Source organism: Micromonospora sp. WMMD723 (genome assembly GCF_049863385.1).
Classification (GTDB): Bacteria; Actinomycetota; Actinomycetes; order Mycobacteriales; family Micromonosporaceae; genus Micromonospora; species Micromonospora wenchangensis.
Window position 1 is genome coordinate 3313454 of the sequence record NZ_JBMKNR010000001.1, and the last position, 21919, is coordinate 3335372.

General features: G+C 68.3%; 23 protein-coding genes and 1 pseudogene. 7 read left to right on the top strand and 17 right to left on the bottom strand.

The annotated features are described in order from the left end of the window. Positions 1–2: 2 nt before the first annotated feature. Positions 3–437 carry an effector-associated constant component EACC1 gene (locus ACN261_RS15030; RefSeq protein ID WP_357935166.1) on the bottom strand — a complete coding sequence of 145 codons (435 nt, stop codon included), beginning with the start codon at positions 435–437 and terminating at the stop codon, positions 3–5. Positions 438–821: 384 nt separating this feature from the next. On the opposite strand from ACN261_RS15030, the gene ACN261_RS15035 reads away from it, so the two are divergent. Further along, entirely contained in the window at positions 822–947 is a 126-nt protein-coding gene (locus ACN261_RS15035) for a transposase (RefSeq protein ID WP_357935163.1), read from the top strand. 123 nt (positions 948–1070) lie between these two features. Here the strand turns inward: ACN261_RS15035 and ACN261_RS15040 are convergent, their stop codons facing one another. The 3 genes from ACN261_RS15040 to ACN261_RS15050 form a co-directional block, all read right to left on the bottom strand. Then, complete coding sequence (locus tag ACN261_RS15040; protein WP_425850668.1) at positions 1071–3026, bottom strand: hypothetical protein; 1956 nt, start codon at positions 3024–3026, stop codon at positions 1071–1073. A 22-nt stretch (positions 3027–3048) separates the two neighbouring features. Beyond that, complete coding sequence (locus tag ACN261_RS15045) at positions 3049–4836, bottom strand: Hsp70 family protein (protein WP_425850669.1); 1788 nt, start codon at positions 4834–4836, stop codon at positions 3049–3051. Positions 4837–5081: 245 nt separating this feature from the next. Further along, positions 5082–5621, bottom strand: a complete 540-nt coding sequence (locus tag ACN261_RS15050) for an excalibur calcium-binding domain-containing protein (RefSeq protein WP_425850670.1) — start codon at positions 5619–5621, stop codon at positions 5082–5084. Positions 5622–5897: 276 nt separating this feature from the next. Between ACN261_RS15050 and fxsT the strand changes: the two genes are divergently transcribed. Beyond that, entirely contained in the window at positions 5898–8348 is a 2451-nt protein-coding gene (gene fxsT / locus ACN261_RS15055; RefSeq protein ID WP_219466543.1) for an FxSxx-COOH system tetratricopeptide repeat protein, read from the top strand. 66 nt (positions 8349–8414) lie between these two features. On the opposite strand, the gene ACN261_RS15060 is transcribed toward fxsT, so the two are convergent. Continuing rightward, positions 8415–8591, bottom strand: a complete 177-nt coding sequence (locus ACN261_RS15060; protein ID WP_219466546.1) for a hypothetical protein — start codon at positions 8589–8591, stop codon at positions 8415–8417. A gap of 121 nt (positions 8592–8712) precedes the next feature. Between ACN261_RS15060 and ACN261_RS15065 the strand changes: the two are divergent. Both ACN261_RS15065 and ACN261_RS15070 read left to right on the top strand, forming a co-directional pair. Further along, positions 8713–9649, top strand: a pseudogene (locus ACN261_RS15065) (aminoglycoside phosphotransferase). Positions 9650–9820: 171 nt separating this feature from the next. Beyond that, positions 9821–10698, top strand: a protein-coding gene (locus tag ACN261_RS15070) for an IS5 family transposase (protein WP_425853604.1) whose coding sequence is annotated in 2 segments (ribosomal slippage) — positions 9821–10210 and positions 10213–10698 — 876 coding nt in all. Because the reading frame shifts where the segments join, the coding sequence is not laid out codon by codon here. A 262-nt stretch (positions 10699–10960) separates the two neighbouring features. On the opposite strand, the gene ACN261_RS15075 is transcribed toward ACN261_RS15070, so the two are convergent. The 9 genes from ACN261_RS15075 to ACN261_RS15115 all read right to left on the bottom strand — a co-directional run bounded on the left by ACN261_RS15075 (position 10961) and on the right by ACN261_RS15115 (position 17514). After that, the gene (locus ACN261_RS15075) at positions 10961–11872 is read right to left on the bottom strand and encodes a S1 family peptidase (RefSeq protein WP_425850673.1); all 912 of its coding nucleotides are present in this window, start codon (positions 11870–11872) and stop codon (positions 10961–10963) included. Positions 11873–11996: 124 nt separating this feature from the next. Further along, entirely contained in the window at positions 11997–12896 is a 900-nt protein-coding gene (locus ACN261_RS15080; protein ID WP_425850675.1) for a hypothetical protein, read from the bottom strand. A gap of 2 nt (positions 12897–12898) precedes the next feature. Then, complete coding sequence (locus tag ACN261_RS15085; RefSeq protein ID WP_425850676.1) at positions 12899–13552, bottom strand: GNAT family N-acetyltransferase; 654 nt, start codon at positions 13550–13552, stop codon at positions 12899–12901. Between the two features lie 5 nt (positions 13553–13557). Beyond that, entirely contained in the window at positions 13558–14214 is a 657-nt protein-coding gene (locus ACN261_RS15090; RefSeq protein WP_425850678.1) for a GNAT family N-acetyltransferase, read from the bottom strand. An 18-nt stretch (positions 14215–14232) separates the two neighbouring features. Next, complete coding sequence (locus ACN261_RS15095; protein WP_425850680.1) at positions 14233–15723, bottom strand: APC family permease; 1491 nt, start codon at positions 15721–15723, stop codon at positions 14233–14235. Positions 15724–15957: 234 nt separating this feature from the next. Then, a complete protein-coding gene (locus ACN261_RS15100; RefSeq protein WP_425850682.1) occupies positions 15958–16116 on the bottom strand; it encodes a hypothetical protein in 159 nt (52 codons plus the stop codon). Positions 16117–16265: 149 nt separating this feature from the next. Beyond that, on the bottom strand, positions 16266–17000 hold the full coding sequence (locus ACN261_RS15105; protein WP_425850683.1) for a GOLPH3/VPS74 family protein: 735 nt from the start codon (positions 16998–17000) through the stop codon (positions 16266–16268). Next, complete coding sequence (locus ACN261_RS15110; protein WP_425850684.1) at positions 16997–17227, bottom strand: hypothetical protein; 231 nt, start codon at positions 17225–17227, stop codon at positions 16997–16999. Before ACN261_RS15110 ends, ACN261_RS15105 begins: the two co-directional genes overlap by 4 nt. After that, complete coding sequence (locus ACN261_RS15115; RefSeq protein ID WP_425850686.1) at positions 17224–17514, bottom strand: hypothetical protein; 291 nt, start codon at positions 17512–17514, stop codon at positions 17224–17226. Before ACN261_RS15115 ends, ACN261_RS15110 begins: the two co-directional genes overlap by 4 nt. 620 nt (positions 17515–18134) lie before the next feature. Between ACN261_RS15115 and ACN261_RS15120 the strand changes: the two genes are divergently transcribed. The 3 genes from ACN261_RS15120 (at position 18135) to ACN261_RS15130 (ending at position 19760) form a co-directional block, all read left to right on the top strand. Then, positions 18135–19037, top strand: a complete 903-nt coding sequence (locus tag ACN261_RS15120; protein ID WP_425850688.1) for a helix-turn-helix domain-containing protein — start codon at positions 18135–18137, stop codon at positions 19035–19037. Beyond that, entirely contained in the window at positions 19030–19239 is a 210-nt protein-coding gene (locus ACN261_RS15125; RefSeq protein ID WP_425850690.1) for a DUF397 domain-containing protein, read from the top strand. Before ACN261_RS15120 ends, ACN261_RS15125 begins: the two co-directional genes overlap by 8 nt. 260 nt (positions 19240–19499) lie before the next feature. Next, positions 19500–19760 (top strand): NUDIX hydrolase, encoded by a 261-nt coding sequence (locus ACN261_RS15130; protein WP_425853605.1) that lies wholly within the window; start codon positions 19500–19502, stop codon positions 19758–19760. A gap of 225 nt (positions 19761–19985) precedes the next feature. Here ACN261_RS15130 and ACN261_RS15135 read toward each other — a convergent pair whose 3' ends face one another. The 3 genes from ACN261_RS15135 to ACN261_RS15145 form a co-directional block, all read right to left on the bottom strand. Beyond that, on the bottom strand, positions 19986–20495 hold the full coding sequence (locus ACN261_RS15135) for a hypothetical protein (protein ID WP_425850693.1): 510 nt from the start codon (positions 20493–20495) through the stop codon (positions 19986–19988). After that, entirely contained in the window at positions 20492–20920 is a 429-nt protein-coding gene (locus ACN261_RS15140; protein WP_425850696.1) for a hypothetical protein, read from the bottom strand. Before ACN261_RS15140 ends, ACN261_RS15135 begins: the two co-directional genes overlap by 4 nt. A 128-nt stretch (positions 20921–21048) precedes the next feature. Further along, positions 21049–21723 carry a hypothetical protein gene (locus ACN261_RS15145; protein WP_425850699.1) on the bottom strand — a complete coding sequence of 225 codons (675 nt, stop codon included), beginning with the start codon at positions 21721–21723 and terminating at the stop codon, positions 21049–21051. Between the last annotated feature and the right edge of the window lie 196 nt (positions 21724–21919).

Consider the following 21919-nt stretch of genomic DNA (forward strand, 5'->3'; position numbering starts at 1 on the left):
GCTTAGCTCTCCGCGTTTTGCTCTCTGTCGGGTTGGCAAGCCTTGCTCATCTGGTCGGCCTTGCTTAGTAGGTCTTCCGTTGCCTCAATTGTTCCGTCTAAGATTGCGATGACCCGGTGGTCCAGCGTGATCTGGACCTGAGGCGCGCTCGTTTGAGTTGAGCGCCACGCTAGGTAGCTCATGATTAATGAGCCGAGGTTGAATGTGCTCGAAACTACTAGGCTGATGATGTCAAATGCGCCATCCATTTGTCCCTGTGGGCGACGAATCGATGTTGTCGAGATTTGAGCCTTGCGGACGTCCGGATCTTCGTGTAACCATTCATAAAGTGATTGTGTTGCGTCGTGTTGTCCTTCATGCGGGGAGTTCACAATTTCTAGATTGATTATCAACCGTGCTCCTTGGCTTGAGATTGGACTAGGTCTTGCCGCCGACATGGTTCTAGGCGTGTCCGATGCTTATCTTAACTTCGCGTGGCTGCAGCGAGGAGGATGCTGTGGTGCTATTTGTCCACTTTTGCATATTTTCGAGTTTTTTGCACAATGTTTCGGATGCGGCCACGACACTCTTCTTGCGACGTAGGGATGTTTGCGAATTGGTTATAATTCGGCGAATTCTTTTCGTCATGAGGTTGGCTGGTCCGGTCGCGTAATTTAAGAGCACGCTTTAAACATGTGCTGGTCGGGTGTGTCGGGACAGTGGGTATATCGATGGGTTGGGTTCGGTTGGCGGATGGGCATGGATCGAGTGCGGCAGTAACCGTCTGACCTGATCGATGGAGAGTGGGCGCTCGTCGAGTCGATGCTGCGTCGCCGTAGTGGATGGGTGGACCGGAGGAGAATCCTCGTCGGACGATCGTCGACGGCATTCTGTACGTGGTGCGGATTGGGTGTGCGTGGCGGTACCTGCCGGTGGACCTCCCGCCCTGGCAGACGGTGTACTCCTAATTTCCAGCGGTGGAATCGGGCGGGTATGACCGATCGGATCCCTCACCGAGCTGCGGGAGGAGGTCCGCTTGGTCCACGACCGCGCGGCCGGGCCGACGGCGGGGATCATCGATTTCCAGCGGGTCAGGGCTGCGGACACCGTGCACTGCGCCACTCGTGGCGGCCGAGGGCGGTGAGGGCATCAGTGGCCAGCCTGTGTAGGTCGGCGTTGTACGGGTCGATGTGGATGCCGTCCTGTAGCAACTGCAGGACGCGGTGTGGGTCGTGCTCCTTGCCGGCTAGGGTGGCGCACAGGTCGACGATTCGACGGCGGGTTGCTTCGCGGTGGGGGTCGAGCCAGGGCCAGGTGCGAGTGTTGGCAAGGTCGGCGTGGTAAGCGCTAAGGACGGCTTGCCAGGCTGCAGTGGTGTGGGCGAATGTGGCGGCGGCCTGGTGGATGGCAGCCTGGAGTTCCCATATGTCGACGTCGATGTTTTCGGGGTTGAGGTGGTAGCGGTCGTCGGTGTGCTCGATGACGGGTAGGTCGCTTGTGGTTCGGATGGTACGTCGGAGGTCGCTGAGGATGGTGTAGAGACGGCCGGTGAGAGAGTGGCGGGGTAGCCCTGGCCATATGGCGTCGGTGAGTTGTGCGGTGTCGGCCCCGTCGGGGTGGACAGCGAGGTAGACGAGGACTTGGAGCCCGGCGCTGCGGCGGATGGTCAGGGGCTTGCCGTCGATGAGCAGTTGCGGGTCACCTAGGACGCGCAGGTGAAGCCGTTGCCGGGGGGTGGTGGACAGGCGCGTAGGTTCGTGCCGGGCAACCTGTCGTGGCAGTGGCAGCTCTGGCGGTCCCGCGTAGGTGAGTGGTGGGCGTCCGCTGGCGGGATGGGGTGGTGCCGGGTTAGGGCTGGCGATGATGGTGAGCAGGTCGGTGGTCGCTGTCTGGTTCAGGACGCACAGTCGTGGGCCCGGCATGTCGGGGTGGTGTGGGTCGCGCAGATGGCCGGTGGAGTCGGCGTGCCAGTTTGGCCCGCCCGGCCGTTCTCCCAGAACGACGACGAGAGCAGCGGCGGCGGCCGTCTCGGCGAGTTGATTCAACTGCTGCTCGCTGCCGTCGTGGTCGTTCAGCAGCACGATTTTTCGAGGGTCATTTCCACTCGACGTCTCACCCTGACGCCGACCAGGAATGGCTTCACCAGCGACGGGGTCGGCGGGGTGGAGTAGCTGCGCTGCTTCGTCAACCGTGTCGAAGATCGTCAGCGGCAGGCGTCGCCCGAGCGTCTCCGCAGCCGGTCCGAGAAGGAGGGCCAGCGTTGCCTTCGTGACGATCAACGACGTAGGGCTGCGGCGTTGCCCGGCCAGAATGGCGGTGACCAGCAGTCCTCGTCCGACGGGCAGCGTGCCCGGTCCGGTGAGGCCCACGCCTCCGGCCGGTAGGGCTTCGAGGGGGGCTGCGCTTTCGTCTGACGGCGGCGTGGAGGGGGTGTCGGCGAGGGCGGCTTGGACGGCGGTGACGGTGGGCGGTAGTGGGGTGAGGTCGGTGTCGTCGGGTTGGGTGGGGTGGGGTTGGTAGTCGCGGCGGCGGCGTAGCCAGACCAGTGCTGCGGCGGCGGTGACCTGTTCGGCGACGTCCCGGGGCAGCCAGCCACCGGCAACCGTGACCCCGTCCTCGCGTACGGCCTGGTCGCGATGGTCGTCCGGGGCGGTCTCGTCATGGAGTGTGGCGATGCCTGTTGCTGCGGGCTGTGGCGGTTCTGGTGGGGTGGTGATGACGGTGTTGGTGGTGACGCCGAAGACGGCTGCGCCGGCCATACCGCTGGCCGTCGCCTGCAGAGGCGTGGGGAGAGGCATCCGCCGTAGCCATGCCGTGGTGGCGCGGAGGCGGATGATGATCCGGACGGCGACGGTGTAGGCGACGAGCAGCCAGATCAGCCACGCGCCGATGGCGAGTCCAGCGGTGAGCGTTTCCTCGGTCAACGGCTGCTGCAACCAGGCCCGCAACTGCTCCGAGGTGGGCCAGCCGCGAAGGGGCGGACCGATCACTGTCAGGAGCACCGCCGGTGGGCCGACCAGGAACGCCAGGACGAACAGCAGCGACATCAGTTGCCGTGGCCAGCGCATGTCACCCGCCTCGACCCAGTGGGCTGAGGGCGGTGGGGCCGGTGGTGGGGTGGATGAGGCGGGTCCAGACGCGTGCTGCCCACCAGACGGTGATGGCTATGGCGTAGCTGACGCCGAGGATGCCGGTGGATTGTCCGGTGACGATCGCGGCGCTGATCACCGCTATCGGAGCGGCGAGCACGATGCGGAACATCAGGGGTGTCACGAGGGCCATGACGGTGCCGATGCCGAGGAGGAGTCCGCCGATGCGGGCGGTGAGGTCGAGCCACACGACCAGGTGGGGCCATCGGTCGGCGGTGCGTGCGTACTGGATGAGTCCCATGCCCACAGCGGCGGTGACGACCGAGCCGGTGGGTGTGGCCAGGAGCGCGGACCAGCCGCCGGAGGGTGTACGCCATTGTCGGGCGGCGATCGTCGCCATGACCACGGCGAGGACGGCGGTGGGGGCGATCGGCCAGAGCGCCCAGGTGAGGAACCCGCGTAGGGGTAGGCCGAAGTATTGGCTGATGACGACGGCGTAGAGGGCGGCGATGGCGACGCCGAGGGAGACCCCGGCGAGGATGCCGATGCTGACCTTCCCGCCTTCGGTGCGTAGTTCGGGGGTGGGGCTGCGGGCGGCGATCAACGAGCCGAGGATGGTGCCCGCTGCGATGCAGGCCACCAGGGCGAACACCGCTGCCATCGTCAATTCGCCGAGGTTGAACAGGACGTAGTAGTACGCGCTGAGGGTGTTGTTGCGTTCGGCGGTCAGCAGGGCCTGCCACAGCAGTGCCAGGGAGGCGAGGCCGGGCACCGCGATGGCGACGGCCCGCCGGATCGGCGGCACCGGCACCTCCACCGCATTCACCCCCGCTGCGGGAGCGCCCGCCTCGGCGGCGCCCCGCGCCGCGACGAGTTGAGGCTCCGCCACCAGCACCGGAGTGATCCCCGTGTGCTCGGCGATGGCGGTGTCCAGGCGTGGGAGGTGGGCGCTACCGCCGACGCAGTAGATTCCCGCGAGGTCGCCGGGGGTCAGTTCGGCGGCGGCGATGCACTGCTGGGTCAACTCCGCGACCCGCCGTACGACCGGGTGGGCGGCAGCGTCGAGCATGGCACGGTCCGCGATCACCGGGTGGTGGCCGGCGACCGGCACCGTGACCGCCGGATGCGAACCTAGGGTTTCCTTCGCGACCCGGACGCTTTCCGCCATCACCCACTGGCCCATACCGCCGGCAGGCACCTCCCGGCCGTCGAGCACAGCAGCAGTCAACGCCAGGTCGACGGCAGCACCACCTGCCGCAGGGCCGGCGAGCGTGGCGAGGACCTCGAACCCTGCCGGGCCTCGGCGCAGCACCGTCACCTCGACACCCGCGCCGACATCACACACGACAACGAAGGATCCGACCGTCAGCCGTACACCTGTGGCCACCAGGTGCTCCGCGACGGCCACCGGAGCCTCCACCAGGCGCGGCTGCCCGAGACCCGCCCGGTGCGCGACCTGCCGCATCCAGGTACGGCGACGCGGCCCCCACCCGGCCGGCACCACCAACCGCACGTCCCGCACCGGCGCACCGACAACACCCTCGGCCTCCGCAGCAGCCCGCCGCAACGGCGCCGCCGCCAACTCCACCGCCTCCGCCTCAGCGCCGTCGACGACCAACTCGCCATCACCGGCACGGCGGGAATTCGGTACGAACCGGTGCGGCTGCGCCTCGGCGGCCTGCCACGCCTGTCGGCCCGTCCACACCTGCCCACCCTCGGCCAGGAACAGGCCACTGGGCAGGTAGGGCAGGCCGTCGAACGGCAACACCGAAGCCCCACCGTCAGCCCATGCCAACACGGCCACGGTGCTGGCGCTACCGCAGTCGATCGACAGCCGTGCTCCCCCCGCCCCCACGCAGGTAGTCAAACATGAATGCCCATTCAAGTCACCTCCTGATCACGCACGAGAATCAAGGCTGGTCCGGCTTGTGTAACCCCTCCGCCTGAGTCGGAAGGGGAGAGCGGGCGGTGCCGGCAGGCGCGGGTGGAGGTGACGACGGTGGCCCAGTTCGCTCATTGGGTCTGAAGGCGGAGGGACTGCGTTGCGGTCGCTGACGGGTTCTGAGTTGGCGAACACCAGGCTGTGTAACCGGCCTGGGAATATTCGCAGCCGATCCCGTCGCCGTCCCGGTCCAGTTTTCGCGAGTACCCGGGGACGCCGCGTCGGATCGGGGCTGCACCTGCCGCGCGTACCGCCGTGCAGTTGGCGTAGTACACGTTGCCGTTGGTGTCGTTGTAGCCGCCCAGGTCGCCGTTGCCGCCGCCCGGTTCGCAGGCTTCCCCATCGCCGTCCCGGTCGAGCTCGGGTCGGTAGCCGGGCTCGCCCTCGAACAACGGAGCGTCGTCGGCCGCTCTGACCGCGTCGCAGTTCTTGTAGTAGGGGGCAGGCTTCGGCTTGCTGGTCTTCTTCGGGCTGGGGCTGGGGCTGGGGCTCGGGGTTGGCGTGTCGTCGGGGGTGGGGCTGCCGGTGGCGAGCACCCAGCCGAGCTTCCGCGCCTCCACCGTCGCGGACACGGTCGGCGCTGACACCGGCTTCGTCTGGACCCCTTCCAACCGACAAGCTCCATCAAAGCAGGGGAGGTCAGTGTGACCGGTTGTTCGGTCGGAGTTTGATGGCGCGTGGGCGAGTGGTCACGGCGCACGTCGACTGTCCATGATGGCGGGGTGACTGGGGTTTTCGGTCGGCGATCACAGCGTTCCCTGCGGGTCCTCCTGCTTGGTGCCGCCACGGGGGGTGTGGTCTGGGGGTTTTCGTCGGAATGGGGCCCGCTGGAGCTGGGGTGGGGCGGTGCTGAGCAAGCGAGTTGGATCGCCGGGATCGTCGGAACCGTGGCGACAGTGGTCGGCATGGCGATGGCGATGCGGTCATCAGGTGCGGGACTGCGGCGGCCCTCGGTTGCCGGCCGGGTGCAGGTGGGCCGGATTCCACCGGCAGCAGCGTCATGGCAGAACCGCCGGGAAAGGCTTGCCCTGTTCCAGTCCGCGAAGGCGGGCCGGAAGGCGGTACTCACGCAGGTGCTGTCCGGCATGGGTGGGGTTGGTAAGACACAGCTAGCAGGGTGGTTCGCTCGCAAGATTCGCGACGAGTTGCAAGTGCTCGTGTGGGTCACTGCGGCAGGCCGGGACCCGATCGTTGCCAGCTACGCCGAGGCCGCCACGGCACTCGGTCTGGTCGACCGGGACCACGATCCGCAGCGGGCGGCGGATCAGTTCCTGACCTGGCTAGAGGACACCGACCAGCGGTGGTTGGTTGTGCTTGACAACCTTGACAACCTCGCCGACGCCAAGAACCTGTGGCCGCCGGCCAATCGCGCCGGCCGCACCGTGGTCACCACTCGCCGCCGCGACGCCAGTCTGAACACCGGTAGTCGTACGCTGATCGAGGTGGGCCTTTTCACGCAAGCCGAGGCGATCGACTACCTCACTCGTGCCATCGGCGACGAGCAGCGGATGGCCGAGGTCACCGAGCTGGTCGAGGACCTCGGGCGACTGCCCCTGGCCCTGGCACAGGCCGCTGCCTTCATTCGGGAACGAGAGCTGGACTGTGCCGCATACCGTCGCCGGCTGGCCGACCAGCGCAAGTATCTACCTGATCTACTTCCGGATGAAGGTGAGTTGCCCGACGAGCACCGGACCACCGTGGCAGCCACATGGTCGCTGTCCATCACAGCTGCCGACACCGTCAGACCGCAAGGGCTGGCCAGGCTGGTACTGGAACTGGCCGCGCTATTAGACCCCAACGGCATCCCCACCATCCTGTTTGCCACCGAGGCCGTGCGCAACCACCTGACTAGCCGCCGCGGCACCAACCAGCCGGTAGAAGAGGACGACGTCCGAGAGGCACTACGGAATCTTCACCGGTTCCACCTCGCCACCCTCGACGGTGACACCCTCCGCGTGCACGCCCTAGTGCAACGCGCAGTACGCGAAACTACGCCCGAGAAGGACAGCGCCATGTCGGCGCTCACGGCCGGCGACGCGCTATTGGCCATCTGGCCCGCCATCGAATCTGATCAGCAGACGGCACAGACACTACGGGCCAACACCGCCAGCCTGCACACCGCCAGTCAACACCATTTGTGGGACAACGGGGGACACGCCGTGCTGATCCGGGCTGGGAACAGCCTGGGCGAGACGGGGCAAGTCAACGCCGCCGTCGCCTACTTCCACCAACTCCACACCACCGCTCTCACCCATCTCGGTTTCGACCACCCCTACACCCTCACTACCCGTCACAGCATCGCCTACTGGCGTGGCGAAGCCGGCGACCCGGCCGGCGCCGCCACCACCTTCGCGAGACTCCTCACCGACCGGCTGAGGATCCTTGGCCCCGACCATCCCCATACCCTCGGCACTCGTCACAACATCGCCCACTGGCGCGGCCGGGCCGGCGACCCAACCAGCGCCGCCACCGCCTACGAGGAACTCCTCGCCGATTATCTGCGGATCCTCGGCCCTGACCACCCTGACACCCTGTCCACTCGGAGCAACCTCGCCCGCTGGCGAGGGATGGCCGGGGATCCGGTCGGCGCTGTTGCTGCTTTGGCTGACCTACTTGCCGACCAGCTGCGAGTCGTCGGGCCCGACCATCCCGATACCCTTACTACCCGTTACAGGCTCGCGTCCTGGCGGGGGGAGTCCGGGGATCCGGCTGCCGCTGTTGCTGCTTTGGCTGACCTACTTGCCGACCAGCTGCGAGTTCTCGGACCCGACCATCCCCATACCCTCACCACCCGCCACTACCTAGCCCGCTGGCAAGGGAAGGCCGGCGACCCAGCTGGTGCCGCCGCCGCCTTCGAGCAACTGTTAACTGGCTGTCTGCAGATCCTCGGCCCAGACCATCCCCACACCCTCACCACCCGCAACAACCTCGCCTGCTGGCGGGGGGAGTCCGGGGATCCGGCTGCCGCTGTTGCTGCTTTGGCTGACCTACTTGCCGACCAGCTGCGAGTTCTCGGACCCGACCATCCCCATACCCTCACCACCCGCCACGACCTTGCCCACTGGCAAGGGATGGCCGGGGATCCGGCTGCCGCTGTTGCTGCTTTGGCTGACCTACTTGCCGACCGACTGCGAGTTCTTGGACCCGACCATTCCCATACCCTTACTACCCGTTACAGGCTCGGCCACTGGCAAGGGATGGCCGGGGATCCGGCTGCCGCTGTTGCTGCTTTGGCTGACCTACTTGCCGACCAGCTGCGAGTTCTTGAACCCGGCCATCCCCATACTCTCGCCACCCGCCACGACCTCGCTTACTGGCGGAGGCGCATTACGACGTAGAGCTGCTGGTGCCTGGACTAACACCGCCAACTTTCTAGGTGAAGGCATGACCACGTGGGCGTCCTGTCACGGATTATTCACGAACACGCACCCAACCAAGAACTCACCCGGCAGGTCGCCGAGCTGCGAGAGCAGCTTGCCGCTGTGCATGGCGCGCTGCGAGACACCTCCCGTCAGTCGGCTGCCGTGCAGCGACCTCGCTGAGATTTCGATCACGCTCAGTCGTCCGGCTTGCTCGGTCATGGCGTCCCGCGCGGTAACTCGATTGCGCGGCGCTGCTTCGCCGGGCGGCATGGCCGGTCGACCTGACGAGAGGCGACCATGACGGCGGACGTTCCTGCAGTCGGATGAGTTACACGACTTGGTGGCGGAGCAGTTCGGCTCCAACTGCCGGCTTACTGGGCTGGATCGGCTGACCGGCGTCAGCAAAAAGGGCGTCTACAGGCTTGGCCTCGACGACCAGACAACCGTCATTCTGTATGTGTGGGCAGCGGGCGAGAATTACTGGCCACCGTCGCCGACGGTCCCGGATGACCCGTTCACCGACGCGTCGGGCGCGGAACTGTTCGCCGCCAGCCACGCGGCACTCGCCGCTGCCGGGGTGCACATACCGCGTCTGATCATGCTCGACCGCGACGGCCGCTACCTCGACGCCGACATCGCGCTGCTTGAAGACGCCGGCGCGCTACGGATGGAGGCGCTGATGGAACGCGATCCCGCCGCAGCCGCCGCGCCGCTAGCTAGCTACGCTCGGCGACGCTTTGCGCCGCATGCACACCCTCGGGCCGCACTATGGCAAGCTCGCGGCTATCACCCGGGGCGAGGCCTCCCAGACTCGACGCACCGAGGACATCATCGTGGACCGGGTGCTCGGCCACCTTGACGTCTCAGCGGCCCGCGATGCGCGGCTGGCTGATGCGCATCACCGGATCGCTGCCCATGTGCATCACCTCCATGGCAGGGTGGCGCCACGACAGACATACGCACTGGTGCACGGTGAGCTTGGACCGGATCACGTACTTGTCACGCCGGCCGGCGAACCAGCCATGATCGACTTCGAGGGTTTGGCCTACTTCGACTTTGAATGGGAGCACGCCTGGCTGCAGATGCGCTTCGGCGAGGCGTATCCGGCGTTGCGTCCGGTCGATCTCGATCCCCACCGGCTGGAGCTTTACCGGTACGCGCAAGTGCTGTCGCTGATCGAGGGTCCGCTGCGCATCGCGGACACCGACTTCCCCGATCGGCGATGGATGCTCGACCTGGCTGAGTGGAACATCACCAAGGCACTCGCCGCAATCTGACGCCTTCGCGACCTGGAGGCTTTAGGCCCTGTATCGAAGTCGGTGTCAGGGCTTGAGCTGCTGGCTTGAGGATCTTGGTGTGTCGGTGGTCGAGATGTGACGAGGTCTCCGGTAGATGGTTCAGCGACCAAGCAGAACCTGAATACCGGAGACCTCGTGGACACCCTAGCGGTGACGAGGCGGCACGACCTGACCGACGCGCAGTGGGCGGTACTGCAGCCGTTGCTGCCGGTGCCGAAGCGGCCGGGTCGTCCGTCGTTGTGGAGTAGGCGGCAGTTGATTGACGGGATCCGGTGGCGGGTCCGGGTGGGTGCTCCGTGGCGGGATGTGCCGCCGCGCTACGGCTCCTGGTCGGCGGTGTACGCCCTGTTTCGGCGTTGGCAACGCGACGGGACCTGGCAGCGGATCCTCACCGCGTTGCAGGCCCTCGCCGACGCGGCCGGGCAGATCACCTGGGATGTGTCCGTGGACTCCACGAGTGCCCGCGCCCATCAGCACGCTGCCGGGGCGCGGAAAAGGGGGATCTGCAGGCCGAAGCGCCCGGCGGTGTCAGCGTCGAGCCTGCCGATCATGCCCTCGGTCGTTCTCGTGGCGGATTGACCACGAAGCTGCACCTGGCGTGCGAGCAGGGGCAGAAGCCCCTAGCCATGGTGCTGACCGCCGGACAGCGCGGTGACAGTCCGCAGTTCATCCCGGTCCTGGCCGCGATCCGGGTTCCCTGCCTGGCCACCGGCCGGCCGAGGACCCGACCCGACCGGGTCCTGGCCGATAAGGCGTACACGTCGAGAGCCAACCGTCGTTACCTGCGTCGACGCGGGATTGCCGCGACGATCCCGTCGAAGGCCGACCAGGATGCCAACCGGCGTCGGAAGGGGTCGAAGGGCGGCCGGCCGCCGGCCTTCGACCCCGAGCGGTACAAGCAACGCCACGCCGTGGAGTGCGGTATCAACCGACTCAAACGCAACCGCGCCGTAGCGACCCGCTTCGACAAGCTCGCCGTGCGATACGAAGCCACGATCCACAACGCCGCGATCGGCGAGTGGCTGTGATCGACTTCGACACACGGCCTAGCGGAGTCGGGTGACCACGCTGCCCCAAGGCGCGTCTGAAAGTCCTTCGCCCATTATGTTCGCCCAGTTCTAGACATATCTACGACGCAGCGTCCCAGGTCATGGCCATGCGATCGCCTCCAGCTACAGTCAAAGCCGTCAAACCCGGGGCTCGACAGGGTCTGCGTCCTGGATTTGGAGGTTCGCTGCTGCCAGCCCGCCCCGGCGAGGGTGTTGCCGGGGCGGGCCGGGCCGTAGGCGTTTACGCCGCGCTGGTCCAGCGCAGCGATCGGGCGGTTGCCGAGGGGGTGTTGTCGGCGGGGGTGGTGCGCGGCGGGACCTTGCCGGTGGCGATCACTCGGTGGATCCAGCCCGCGTAGTAGGGCAGGGAGGTATAGACGGTTGCGCCCGTTCCGCAGATGGGTTCGGTCTCGCGGCTTGCGCCGCCGACGACGGCCCACGTGCGTGGGGTGAGCCGTTGGAGGGCGGGGCTGCCGCTGTCGCCGTAGCAGGCACCGTCGGTGCCGTTCACGTTCGCGATGCAGATCTCACCGGCGGTGATGCCCGCTGCCGCGCACGCCGCCTTGCCCGTGACGGTGGTGTCCAGCTCTTGAAGGGTGACCGGGAGCGGTCCCTCGCCCGATGCCTTGGTCGATCCCCAGCCGAGGATGCGGGTGACCGCCCCTCGCCCGGTGACGCGAGCGGCGATGGTGAAGGGCTTGAGGTTGACCCGGTTGTCCAGGCGGAGCACGGCCACATCTGCGACCCGGTCATTGCCGGTGCCCCAGTCCCACTCGGCGTGTGGGAGGACCCGCTCGATGCCAACGACCACGCCGCCGCTGGTCCGATCAGCTGAGCCGATCCGGACCTGCAACAGCGTTGGGTCGACGGCTCCGGAGTCGGGTTCGGTCACACAGTGCGCGTTGGTGACGACGTGACGGCGGTCGACGAGGGTCGCACCGCACAGATGCCCGAACACTCCGTTGCGGTTGTACTGCAACGTCGCCATGCCCGGGTAGTCCTCGGTGGCGTCGTGTCCACCGACGACGGACGGCGTGACCTCCGAGGGCTCGGGCTGCTGATCGAGCGGTGCTGCCGAGGCCGGCACGGCGCTGGCCAGCAGACCGAGCATGGCCGCGCCGGTGGCGATCGGCCGGTACAGGGTGATCTTCATGGGGTCCTTTCTCGTCCCCTCCGGCACCGTGCCGGAGGGATCGCCGCGACGAACGCGGCGAGACTGAGGGGTACCGGGGCGCGCATCACCGCGAGGTGGTGTCGACGGCTTCCCGGTGCCGGCTTCAACGCTGTGTCGTGGGTGACCCGTCGGCCGGTGCGATGCGGCTGCGTTCGAGGTAGAGCCGGTAGTCGAACAGGCCGGGCCGGGGGCATAGCTTGCCTCGGGCCGGGCAGGCGTTGAAGGTTTCCTGGAAGGCGAGGAGTTCCCCGCTCGTCGGGTGGATGATCAGGCGCTTGGTCGACCCGTCGCGGTTGAGGCTCACGGCGATCCCGGTGCGACCGGCGATGTCGGCGGCGGTGGTGTCGATCGTGATGCCGGGCAGGTCGGCCAGGATGAGCAGGATGGCTTGGCGCTGTCGGTGGCCGAGGTAGTGCTCGTTGTTCAGACTCACCACGCTGGTGATGACCGAGCCGGGGCCGTTCTCGGGCGGGGATATGGTGTCGAGTTGCTGTTGGAGGCCGGCACGGTCGCCGGGAATCGGCTCGGAGCCGGGACGCGCGAGGCCGCCGCGTGCGTATGTCTCGTCGGACACCACGGGTGCCGCCGCGAGGGCGTCCCGGTCGCTGCCGTCCGGTAGCCGGGTGAGATTTCCCCGGTCGGGCAACCGGCGCTCGATGATCCGACCGGACCCGTCCGGCTGGCTCCAGCGACGGATGTCCCACCGGCTGACGACCGTCGTCGCGCGGGACCACGACTGGACGTGCAGGTAGGTGTGCGGGCCGGGCTCGGTGTCGGCCTCGACCGGTGTGATCGCGTCGGCCAGGAGGCGCAGCCGATCCTGCGCCGTCCGCGGCTCGTTCGTCGGTGTCGAAGAGGCAGACGGCTGCACGGCCACGTCGGCGGATGGCGTGGAAGTGCGGACGGGGGCGCAGGCGGTGGGCACGGTGACGGCGAGAACGAGAGCGAAGACCAGGGCGCGGGTGGGCCGCTGCCACCCGGCGACGGTTCGGACCTTGGTCATGGTTAGCGCCTCCTGTCGCGGAGGTCCTCGGGAACGTTCAGTTCAGGTGATGCGGACCCGCCGCTCTCCGTGGTGGCGGCCGGGTTGCCGCTGCGGGTGAGCGGCCAGAGCCGGGGCCCGCTGGGCAGGTGTAGCGGTAGGCCGGCGCGGTAGCCGTGGCCGCGCAGGAAGTCCCGGGCCGCCTCCGTCGTCACCACGGTGTCGTAGGGGTCGCCGAGCTGGTCGACCCGGTGGTGGTGCCGGTCGAGCAGACGCCGGCCGATGCCTTGTCCTCGTCGGGTGGGGGTGACGTGGAGCCAGGACAGCCAGTGGTGTGGCGCGTCGGATCGGTAGCTGCCGACGAGTGCGTGGAGTTGCCGGAAGCGGGGCAGCGCGCGGCCGGCGAAGACGCTCAGGTGGTGGTCGGTGAGCACGGCGGTGTCGGGGAGGGGGTGGCGGTGCCATACCGCGACTGCGGTCAGGTCGAGGGGGATGTCGACGTGGCCCCACTCGACGGCGTGGTCGATTTCCATGGCCAGTAGGCCGTGGAAGACCGTCTGCCGTTCGGCGGGGTCGGGCACCAGCCATTCGGCGACGGGGTCGGCGGTGATGGCCTCGACGAGCAGGGCGGTGATCGTGGGTACGTCGCCGGGTTGCGCGGGTCGGATCTCGGTCATCGGGTTCACCGGGTGGGCCGTCGGGGCTGCGGGTCGGGTGGGAAGGGTGAGCGGCCGGTGGGGGTTTGTCGGCCGCGCCACATGCGCCAGATGGGTAGGCCGTCGGTGGGCAGGATGAGTGGTGGGCCGGCGGTGTAGCCGAGTCGGCGGTAGAGCTGCCGGTTGCGGGTGTTGGTGGCCTCCAGGTACGCCGGCAGGCCCAGCTTGTCGAGGTGCCGGTGGTGCTCGTGGAGCAGGGCTGCGCCGATGCCCCGGTTCTGTTGCTCCGGGTCTACCGCGAGGTACGCGAGGTAGTGGTGTGGCTCGTCGGGGTGGAAGGCGTCGAACATGGCCTCCATCAGGGTGAACTTCGGCGCGTAGGGGCCGGCGGCGTGTTCCAGCGCTTCCTGGCGTTCGCGGGTGTGGCCCTGGGGTGGGTCGGGCCGGGGGTACCAGATCGCCACGGCGGACAGGTCGGCGGTGGTGTCGACGTGGCCGTGCGTCAGGCCGTGGTGGAACGCGTCTCTGAAGTAGCGGTAGAAGACCACGCGGCGGTCGGTGGGGTCGGGGATCAGCCAGTCGGCGACGGGTCCGTCGTGGAAGGCCTCGGCGAGGACGGCGATCAGCGGCCCCGCGTTCTCGGGTGTCGCTCGACGTACGGCGACGGTGTGGGTGTCGGGCATGGTGTCTCCCTCTTGGGGTCAGGCGGGTTGGCGGATCGGGTCGTTGCGCAGGGGCAGGGTGTGGCTGTCCGCGCCGAGGCCGATGGCGGCGTAGACGGGCGGGTTCGTGGTGCGCAGGGTCAGCGCCCAGACCGCGCCGAGCAGCGCGGCGGCGGCGTAGGCCGCGGGGAAGAGCCAGCGCAGCGGGGAGTGCGGGTCGACGCCGAGGAGGGTGTCGAACTCGCGGATGGTGACGGTGAGGATCGCGGTGAGCGCCAGCGTGGCGGTCAGCGGCGCGACCGTGCCCCGCCAGCAGCCCTCGTGGTGGGTGGTTCGGGCGAAGTAGCCGACGACGGCGGCGGAGGTGACGGTCATCAGGATCAGGACGCCGAGCCCGCCGGTGACGGTGACCCAGAAGAACAGGTGCACGATCGGGTCGGCGTCGGCTGCCGCGTAGCCGACGAGGACGGCGAGCGCGAGGCCGCTCTGGGTCATCGAGCCGACCTTCGGCGCGCCGGTGCGCCGGCTGGTGCGGCCGAAGGCGGCGGGGACGACTCGTTCCCGGCCGAGGGCGAACAGGTACCGGGCCACGGTGTGGTGGAAGCTGAGCAGCGCGGCGAACAGGCTGGTGATGAAGAGGACCCGGCCGATGGTGACGACGCTCGCGCCGAGGTGCGGGGAGACCAGGTGGAAGATGAGGTCGGTGCCGTCGGTGCGGGCGGCGTCGACGATCCGGTCCGGGCCGGTGGCGACCGACATCGCCCACGCGGACAGGCCGTAGAGCAGGCCGGTGACCGTCACGGCGAGGTAGGTGGCACGGGCGACGGTGCGGCGCGGGTCCTTCGTCTCCTCGGAGAACACGACGGTGCCCTCGAAGCCGACGAACCCGGTGATCGCGGTGACCAGCGCCGCGCCGATCCCGGCGGCGAGGACGTGCGTCGGGGCGAGGGTGTCGACGGTGACGGTCCCGGCGGCGGGGTGGGTGACCATGACGGCGTCGAAGACGACCACCACCGCGCACTCGGCGATCAGCATGACGGCCAGGACCGCGCCGTTGAGGTCGATGCGCAGCACCCCGAGGACCGCCACCGCCGCCCAGGCGGCCAGGGCACACAGCCACCAGGTGACGGCCCACCCGTACCGGTCGTGGAGGAACTGGGCGAGGACCGCGCCGAAGCCGCCGTACAGGCCGATCTGCATGGCGTTGTACGCCAGCAGCGCGACGGCTGCGGCGGCGACGCCGGCCGGGCGGCCGAGTCCCCGGGTGACGTAGGTGTAGAGCGCTCCGGCGTTGACGATGTGTCGGGACATCGCCACGTAGCCGACCGCGAAGAGCGCGAGCACGGCGGCGACCACGAGGTACGCCACCGGGATGCCGGTGACGCCGGTGACGGCGTACCCGGTGGTCGCGCCTCCGGCGACGACGGTCAGCGGCGCGGCGGCGGCGATCACGAAGAACACGACGGAGGGGATGCCGAGCCGACCGCGTGCCAGGGTCGCGGAGATGGTGTCGGGTGAGGTGGGGGACATGGGCCCTCTTCCATACGGGTGGGTTGGGGGATGGGCGGGGGAGGTCGGGGCAGGCTCGGCGGTGAGGTGGGGCGGGAACACGGCGGCGGGTGCGACGGCGGCCAGGACGCGAGTCACGGAGGCGTAGGCGAACCCGGCGCGGGTGGACGGAGAGCGGGAGCGGACATGGCGGGACTCCCCGGGGGCGATGAGGAACAGGCGACGGGATGGCGGGTAGGGGGTTCGGCCGGTGGGCTAGGGTCCGCCGCCGGTGAGGACCGTCGCGTCGATGAACAGTCCGAGCAGCGGCCGGAGCAGGCGAACCAGCGTGGCCGTGGAGTCCGCCACGAACGGCCTGGTGAGGAGGGCGATGCAGGCGGCGAGGTCCGCGGCGACGGCGGCTGCTACGAGCACACCGACGATGACGCCCACCTGTCCCGGGGGCCGGCGGTCTCGACCGGTGGAGGCCCGAGGTGGGCGTGGTTCTCCGTTGGTCATGGAACGTCTCTTGAGATCGATGAGGTGCTGCCGGCTATCGGCGGCAGGCGATGGTTCGCGCACGCTCAGGAGGTGCGGTGGCTGAGCACGGCTGCGCCGACGGCGGCGCCGAGTTCGCCGAGCAGTTCCGGCCAGGGTGGCCAGAGTTGCCTGACCAGGCGGGCCAGGTAGTCACGGGCGAGCCAGGAGGCTCCGTCGAGTAGCGCCGTGTCCAGTTGGGTGCGCAGGACCAGGCCGGCGAGGAGGACGTCGTGTTCGAAGAGGTCGCGGCGGTTGCGGAGCTGTTGGGACAGTCGGGCCCAGGGCCAGGCGGCGGTATTGATGTCCGTCGGTACGTAGACCGTGCGCCGCCGCCACCTCGGGCCCGTCGTCTGCTCCCGGAGCAGACCGGCCTGGGTCATACGCTGGGCGACCTGTTCCTCGGCGGTGGTAGCGAGGAACGACAGCCACTGCCGGACGGGGGTGTTCTGCTGCTCGGAGAGCATCCGGTCGAGAATCTTGTGTTGCAGCCAGTCGGCCGGGGTGGGTCCGTCGCGCCAGACGTGGACCGCGCCCTGGGAGAAGCTGATTCGGCCGGCGTAGTGCAACTCCATGAGCAGTCCGGCTGCCAGCCCGAGGGAGATCGCGGCGGGGAACAGGCGGGGCTGCCCGGTCTGATCGTGATGGGCGAGGAAGTAGAAGTCGTTGGCGATCAGTGGCGGCTGACGGTGTGCGGTGGCGACCGCGCGGGCCGGCCGGTGGGCGGGTGCGTGGTGGGCGGGCCGAGTGTGCTCGTCGCCGTCGGCGGGGGAGATGGTCACCGCTGCTGGCCTTCCTGGGTCGGATCGTCGGAGGGGGCGAGGAGGCCGTGACGTTGGAGGAGGCCACGGCCGATCGGGTGGTCGCGCAGCTCCGCGACGGCCCAGCGGTGCTGCGCGCACCCGTCGTCGCGGCACTCGAAGCAGGTGCGGCCGAGGTGGCCCAGGACCGTCCTGCGGGCCGAGTCGTACCGGGCGCCGGGGTGGTCGCTCTCGTGGGAGCCGGTCATCGTGTGGGGCCGTAACGACGCAGCGCGGTGATGCGGACCCGTAGTTCCAGGCAGGGCGGGTGCTGCTCCACGTGCGGGTATTCGCACTGTGGACGGTGGCCGAGGACCCACATCCACTCGTCACTGAGATGGGCGAGGTCGGTGCGTAGCCGTACCAAGACGACATCGACGTGGACTCCGGGTGTGAGGCCGCGACCGAAGGACCAGTCGTCGCCGTCGAGTTGCAGCAGGGTGCCGGGGTCGACCCGGGGCGGGGGATGGTTGCTGCCGGTCATGCGCGTGGCCACCAACGCCAGCAGCGTCGCCTCGGCCGGGCCGGGGCCTGCGCCGGGATGCTGAGGCCGGCCCAGAAGCGGCGGTTGACGCGCGCCACCTCATGGGCCGTCGCCTCGTCCGTCCGGCTCCAACCGCCACGGTGACCGTAGAGCGTCGCCGCGCCCTCCCGATCGATACCGAACGGCCGGTAGGCCTGCCCGTCCCGATGAACGAACCACTTTGTACGGGTCAACGCCATCACCTCCCTAGGTGTGAACGCATGGCTGGGGCTTGCCGGCAGCCGACCTCCCGTGCTCCCGATTGGCGGGTGCGGGGACCGCCCCGTACGAAGGTTCGGCGCATGCCCTGCACACGGCTTGCAGTCGGGTCGAGAGAGCTGCTGGGGCCTCCGCATGATGCGCCGGCTGTGACATACAGCCTGTTCAGCGGCTACCAGGCCCTTTGCCCCTTCATTACACTTTGGGCATGCCCAAAAAACAACCATCCAATACGGAGGAAGTTAAACGGGCTGTCACTAGCGCGAAGCACAGTGTTTGGGCAGGTCGTGATGGGTGCGCCCATCCAGGCCGCGCTTCGGATGAGTGTTTTAATTGGGCGTAACGCACGCCCAAAGTGAGGAGAGGGTGGGCTGGTGTCGGAGACAGTGGGCTCGGCGTTGCTGCGCCGCCACATCGGGCGTCGTCTGGAGGCACTGCGGAAGCACGCGGGGCTGACGCAAGAACAAGCGGCAGACAGACTTCAGAAGGGCCGCACGACCATCGCCCGGTGGGAGGAGGGCCACGAGAACGTCCGATTCCGTGACGTGGACGTCAAGGCGTTGCTCGACATCTACGGGGCAGGAGAGCGTGACACCAAGGTCTTGCTCGCCCTGACTGCCGAGACCCGCAACGGTCGGCGTAAGAGCTGGTGGCACGACTACACGGAGACCGCGCTGCCGACCTGGTTCGGCCTGTACGTAACGTTGGAGGACAGCGCCGAGACGATCTTCCAGTACGAGTCGGAGCTGATCCCCGGCCTGCTTCAGACCCCCACCTACGCCGAGCAGGTCGCTCGCGTGCCCCCGGGCTACCTCGAAGAGGACGAGATCAGCCGTCGCGTCCAGGTCCGCATCGAGCGACAGTCGCTGCTCACCCGCCCCCGTGCGCCGCGCCTCCAGGTCGTCCTCAACCAGGCGGTGCTCCACCGGCCGGTCGGCGGCAACACGGCGATGGCCGAGCAGATGGCCCACCTGCTGGAGATGGGGGTCAAGGCGAACGTGACGGTCCGCATCGTTCCGTTCTCGGCTGGCGTGCACAGCGGCATGGCCGCCTGCGGTCCGTTCACCATCCTGGACTTCCCGACCAACGACTTCGGAGATCCCCTCGAACCTCCGCTCGCCTACGCCGAGACACTGACCGGCGCGATGTACCTGAACAAGCCCGACGAGGTCAACGCCTACCGGCTGGCGTGGGCTGACCTGGAGAAGCGCGCCCTGAACCAGACGGCGTCGACAAGATTGATCAAGGAAGCACAGAAGGGATACACGAATGGCTGACTCGGCTGGCGCCAGGTGGCGCAAGAGCACCCGCAGCGGCAACGGAGGAAACTGCGTCGAGGTGGCGACGAACCTGCTCGCCCGCCAGGATGCGGTCTTCGTCCGGGACAGCAAGGACCCTCAGGGTGGCCAGATCGCGGTGACGGCGCGGAGTTGGACGGCCTTCACTGATGCCCTGCGGGAGGGCGCGCTGACCCCGTAACCGGGGCGCGCCTTTCTACCGGAAGCAGCCGTTCGACACCGGCTGCTTCCGGTAGAGGCGTGGCCGCGAGGGCCCTGGCGGTGCCGCAACCTAGCGGCAGACACAAGACCGAGGGAGCCTGAGCAGCCGGTCACGCCTACGGCGCGATCAGCTCGGCGGGCTCCACGACGTGCGCCTGCCCACCCCGTAGCCTGCTGCCATGCCCCATCACACTCCCATTCCGGTGGATCGCTGACCGACCGGCATCGACCGCCACGGTGGTGCAGGTCTACGGCTGGTTGTTCGATGACCACGGGCGGGTGCTCGTGCAGGACACGCCGGACGGCCACAACCTCCCCGGTGGAAGCCCCGAGTTGGTCGATGCCGACCCGGCCGCCACCCTGCATCGGGAAGCTGCCGAGGAGTCCCAGGTACGCCGACCGACTCGGTGTTCCTCGGCTACGAGCTGGCCGGATCGAGTAGGGCCTGCGACGTCCGTTCGGCCACCGGTATCTCTGCGCGAGTTTGCATGCCGTCGCTAATCCTGCGACCCGTAGTCAAGTCCGGCCGCTGCCGGCAGTTGGTCGAGGATCGGCACCGCGCGGAACGCCTCCGCGTGTGCGGAGTTGATCCGGCGGCCGTGCAGCCTTCCGAGGGCCTCGGCCTCGGGCGGGAGTGTGTCGAAATCCTACGCAGTCCCCGCAGTCCCCGCAGTCCCCGCAGTCCGCCGTCGATGTCGACGGCGGGACGATCATCGACGCGGGCAGTTACAGGATCCGTAGTTCCTGCCGGATCGTCTCCTGCAAAGTCCGGACCGCCGCGTCGAACCGCTCGTTGTCGAAACTCCTCGAGTCCGGTCCGAGCATCTGCGCGACGAGCCCCGACGCGGCTCGCATCGCTTGCTGCACCGCGGCACTGCCGAAGATCTGAACTGCGGCCTCGGCATCGAGCAGGGGCCGCAACACGTGTTCGAGCAGGCGGTCCCGGCGGCACTCGATCGCGTCCAGGGTGTGCTGGATAAGATCGCGCGACTCGTTCCCGCTCGCGCCCCGGTGCAGGCGTTCCCGCAGCGCATCGGTCTGCGCTGCGAACATGCTCTCAATGAGCATGTGCTGGCGGACGAGTTGCAAGGTGCTGGTCGCCTTGACGTAGGCAGCCTGCCTCGCGTCGAGCAGACGCTTGCGCCGCTCGTTCCAGATGGTCACCGAGCCGGCCAGGACGGCGGCGAGGAGAGTGGCGCTCGGGGCGATGACCGGAACCCACATCGCGGCGGTCATCCCAGCATGTCCCAGCGGGACAACAGGTCACCACGAGTGATCATGCCGTGCACCACGAGCCTGCCGTCCGGGTCGTAGTAGCCCTCGTGTGGGTGCCGGATGAAACTGATGATGTCCCGGCGGGAACGGATGGCAACCCCGCCGAGCGTGAATCCTGCCGCTTGTCCGGCCAGGTGGGCACGGTTGCCGGGACGAGCAGGGTCTGCCCCGATCTGCCAACCGACAGGGGGGAGGTTCATGGGGCGCCGGCGGATGGCTTCCCGAACGATGAGCATCTCGATGACCTTGAGCGCGCTCTGTCCCAATGCCTCGGCTAGCCTTCCCGCGAGTTTTTCCCGGCCGGCGTGGTAAGTCAACGGCAGGGGAGGCTGGTGACCGGGCAGGTCGATCCGGAGTTTCTCGACCAGGGAATCGTCGAAGGTCAACGAATCCACGGTGAACGGCTCACCCCACCCCCGGAGAAGGCGGTACGCGACTCCACCGCCGTCACGGGGCACGACGATCAACCTGACGCGAAACGGCCCACGCTCGTACCTGCTCACGGAAGGCCCCCTCAGAAGAACACGTCGAACGGATCACCGTCGAACGGCCACCAGTCGACCGACCCGCGACCGGTGCTTCCTGTGCCGATCAGCCAACTCTCCCCTTTCGGAGTCGTCGGCAGGTCGGCCAACACCTTGTCGAAGAACTCGTGCGCGAGGACTCCCAGGACGAGACCGGTCCCACCTGCTGCTGCCACCAGCCTGACTTCCCGCCACCAGGGAATCGAGTACCAACCGCCCGGAATGAGCCGGCCGGCGACGGTTCCTCCGGGGAAGTAATACTTCGCGTCGTCGGCGAAGGTGGGGGACGCCACGAGGCGCCGACCGTCGTCGGTGGTCGCCTCGGCCCGTTCCTCCACCCTGCCGGCCACGTGGTGGTAGTCCAGGTCCACCAGCGTGAACTTGACCGGGATGCCAGCCACGGTGAGAATCGCCGCCAGTTGCCTCCGCGCCACGATCAGCTTGTCGGCGGCGAGGCCGGCGGCTGCCTCACCCCCACCCTTGCCGACGCTCTCGGTGAGCTTCGCCGCCTCCCGCAGGCCCTCACGCACCTCGGTGAGGGGATCGGCGGTGCGGTCGTCCGCCGCCTCCGCCCGGGGGGCCGTCTCGTCGAGGAGTCGCACCGCCTCCTCGACCTGCCGTCGAAGAGCCTCCTCGATGGCCTGATACTTCTCGGAATCTGTCACTCGACCACCCACGGCTCAGCGGTGCGGACCCAATCCAGGCGCTACTCCCGTCCAGGGGATCGACGGACGGAAGACAATTGTGCCCGCAGCAAGCGACACCGTCCACTATGATCTGCCGCCCGGCTAGCCTCGTGACTATGTCGAAAGATGTCGGTGTTCCGACACTCCGGATCGTCGACCTGGCGGGTCACGGAAC

Excerpts from the sequence above, each read along its gene's own strand:
- ACN261_RS15030 (WP_357935166.1), bottom strand. The coding sequence starts at position 437 with ATGTCGGCGGCAAGACCTAGTCCAATCTCAAGCCAAGGAGCACGGTTG.
- ACN261_RS15035 (WP_357935163.1), top strand. The coding sequence starts at position 822 with ATGGGTGGACCGGAGGAGAATCCTCGTCGGACGATCGTCGACGGCATT.
- ACN261_RS15040 (WP_425850668.1), bottom strand. The coding sequence starts at position 3,026 with ATGTCGCTGCTGTTCGTCCTGGCGTTCCTGGTCGGCCCACCGGCGGTG.
- ACN261_RS15060 (WP_219466546.1), bottom strand. The coding sequence starts at position 8,591 with ATGACCGAGCAAGCCGGACGACTGAGCGTGATCGAAATCTCAGCGAGG.
- ACN261_RS15075 (WP_425850673.1), bottom strand. The coding sequence starts at position 11,872 with ATGAAGATCACCCTGTACCGGCCGATCGCCACCGGCGCGGCCATGCTC.
- ACN261_RS15080 (WP_425850675.1), bottom strand. The coding sequence starts at position 12,896 with ATGACCAAGGTCCGAACCGTCGCCGGGTGGCAGCGGCCCACCCGCGCC.
- ACN261_RS15085 (WP_425850676.1), bottom strand. The coding sequence starts at position 13,552 with ATGACCGAGATCCGACCCGCGCAACCCGGCGACGTACCCACGATCACC.
- ACN261_RS15090 (WP_425850678.1), bottom strand. The coding sequence starts at position 14,214 with ATGCCCGACACCCACACCGTCGCCGTACGTCGAGCGACACCCGAGAAC.
- ACN261_RS15095 (WP_425850680.1), bottom strand. The coding sequence starts at position 15,723 with ATGTCCCCCACCTCACCCGACACCATCTCCGCGACCCTGGCACGCGGT.
- ACN261_RS15110 (WP_425850684.1), bottom strand. The coding sequence starts at position 17,227 with ATGACCGGCTCCCACGAGAGCGACCACCCCGGCGCCCGGTACGACTCG.
- ACN261_RS15125 (WP_425850690.1), top strand. The coding sequence starts at position 19,030 with ATGGCTGACTCGGCTGGCGCCAGGTGGCGCAAGAGCACCCGCAGCGGC.
- ACN261_RS15135 (WP_425850693.1), bottom strand. The coding sequence starts at position 20,495 with ATGACCGCCGCGATGTGGGTTCCGGTCATCGCCCCGAGCGCCACTCTC.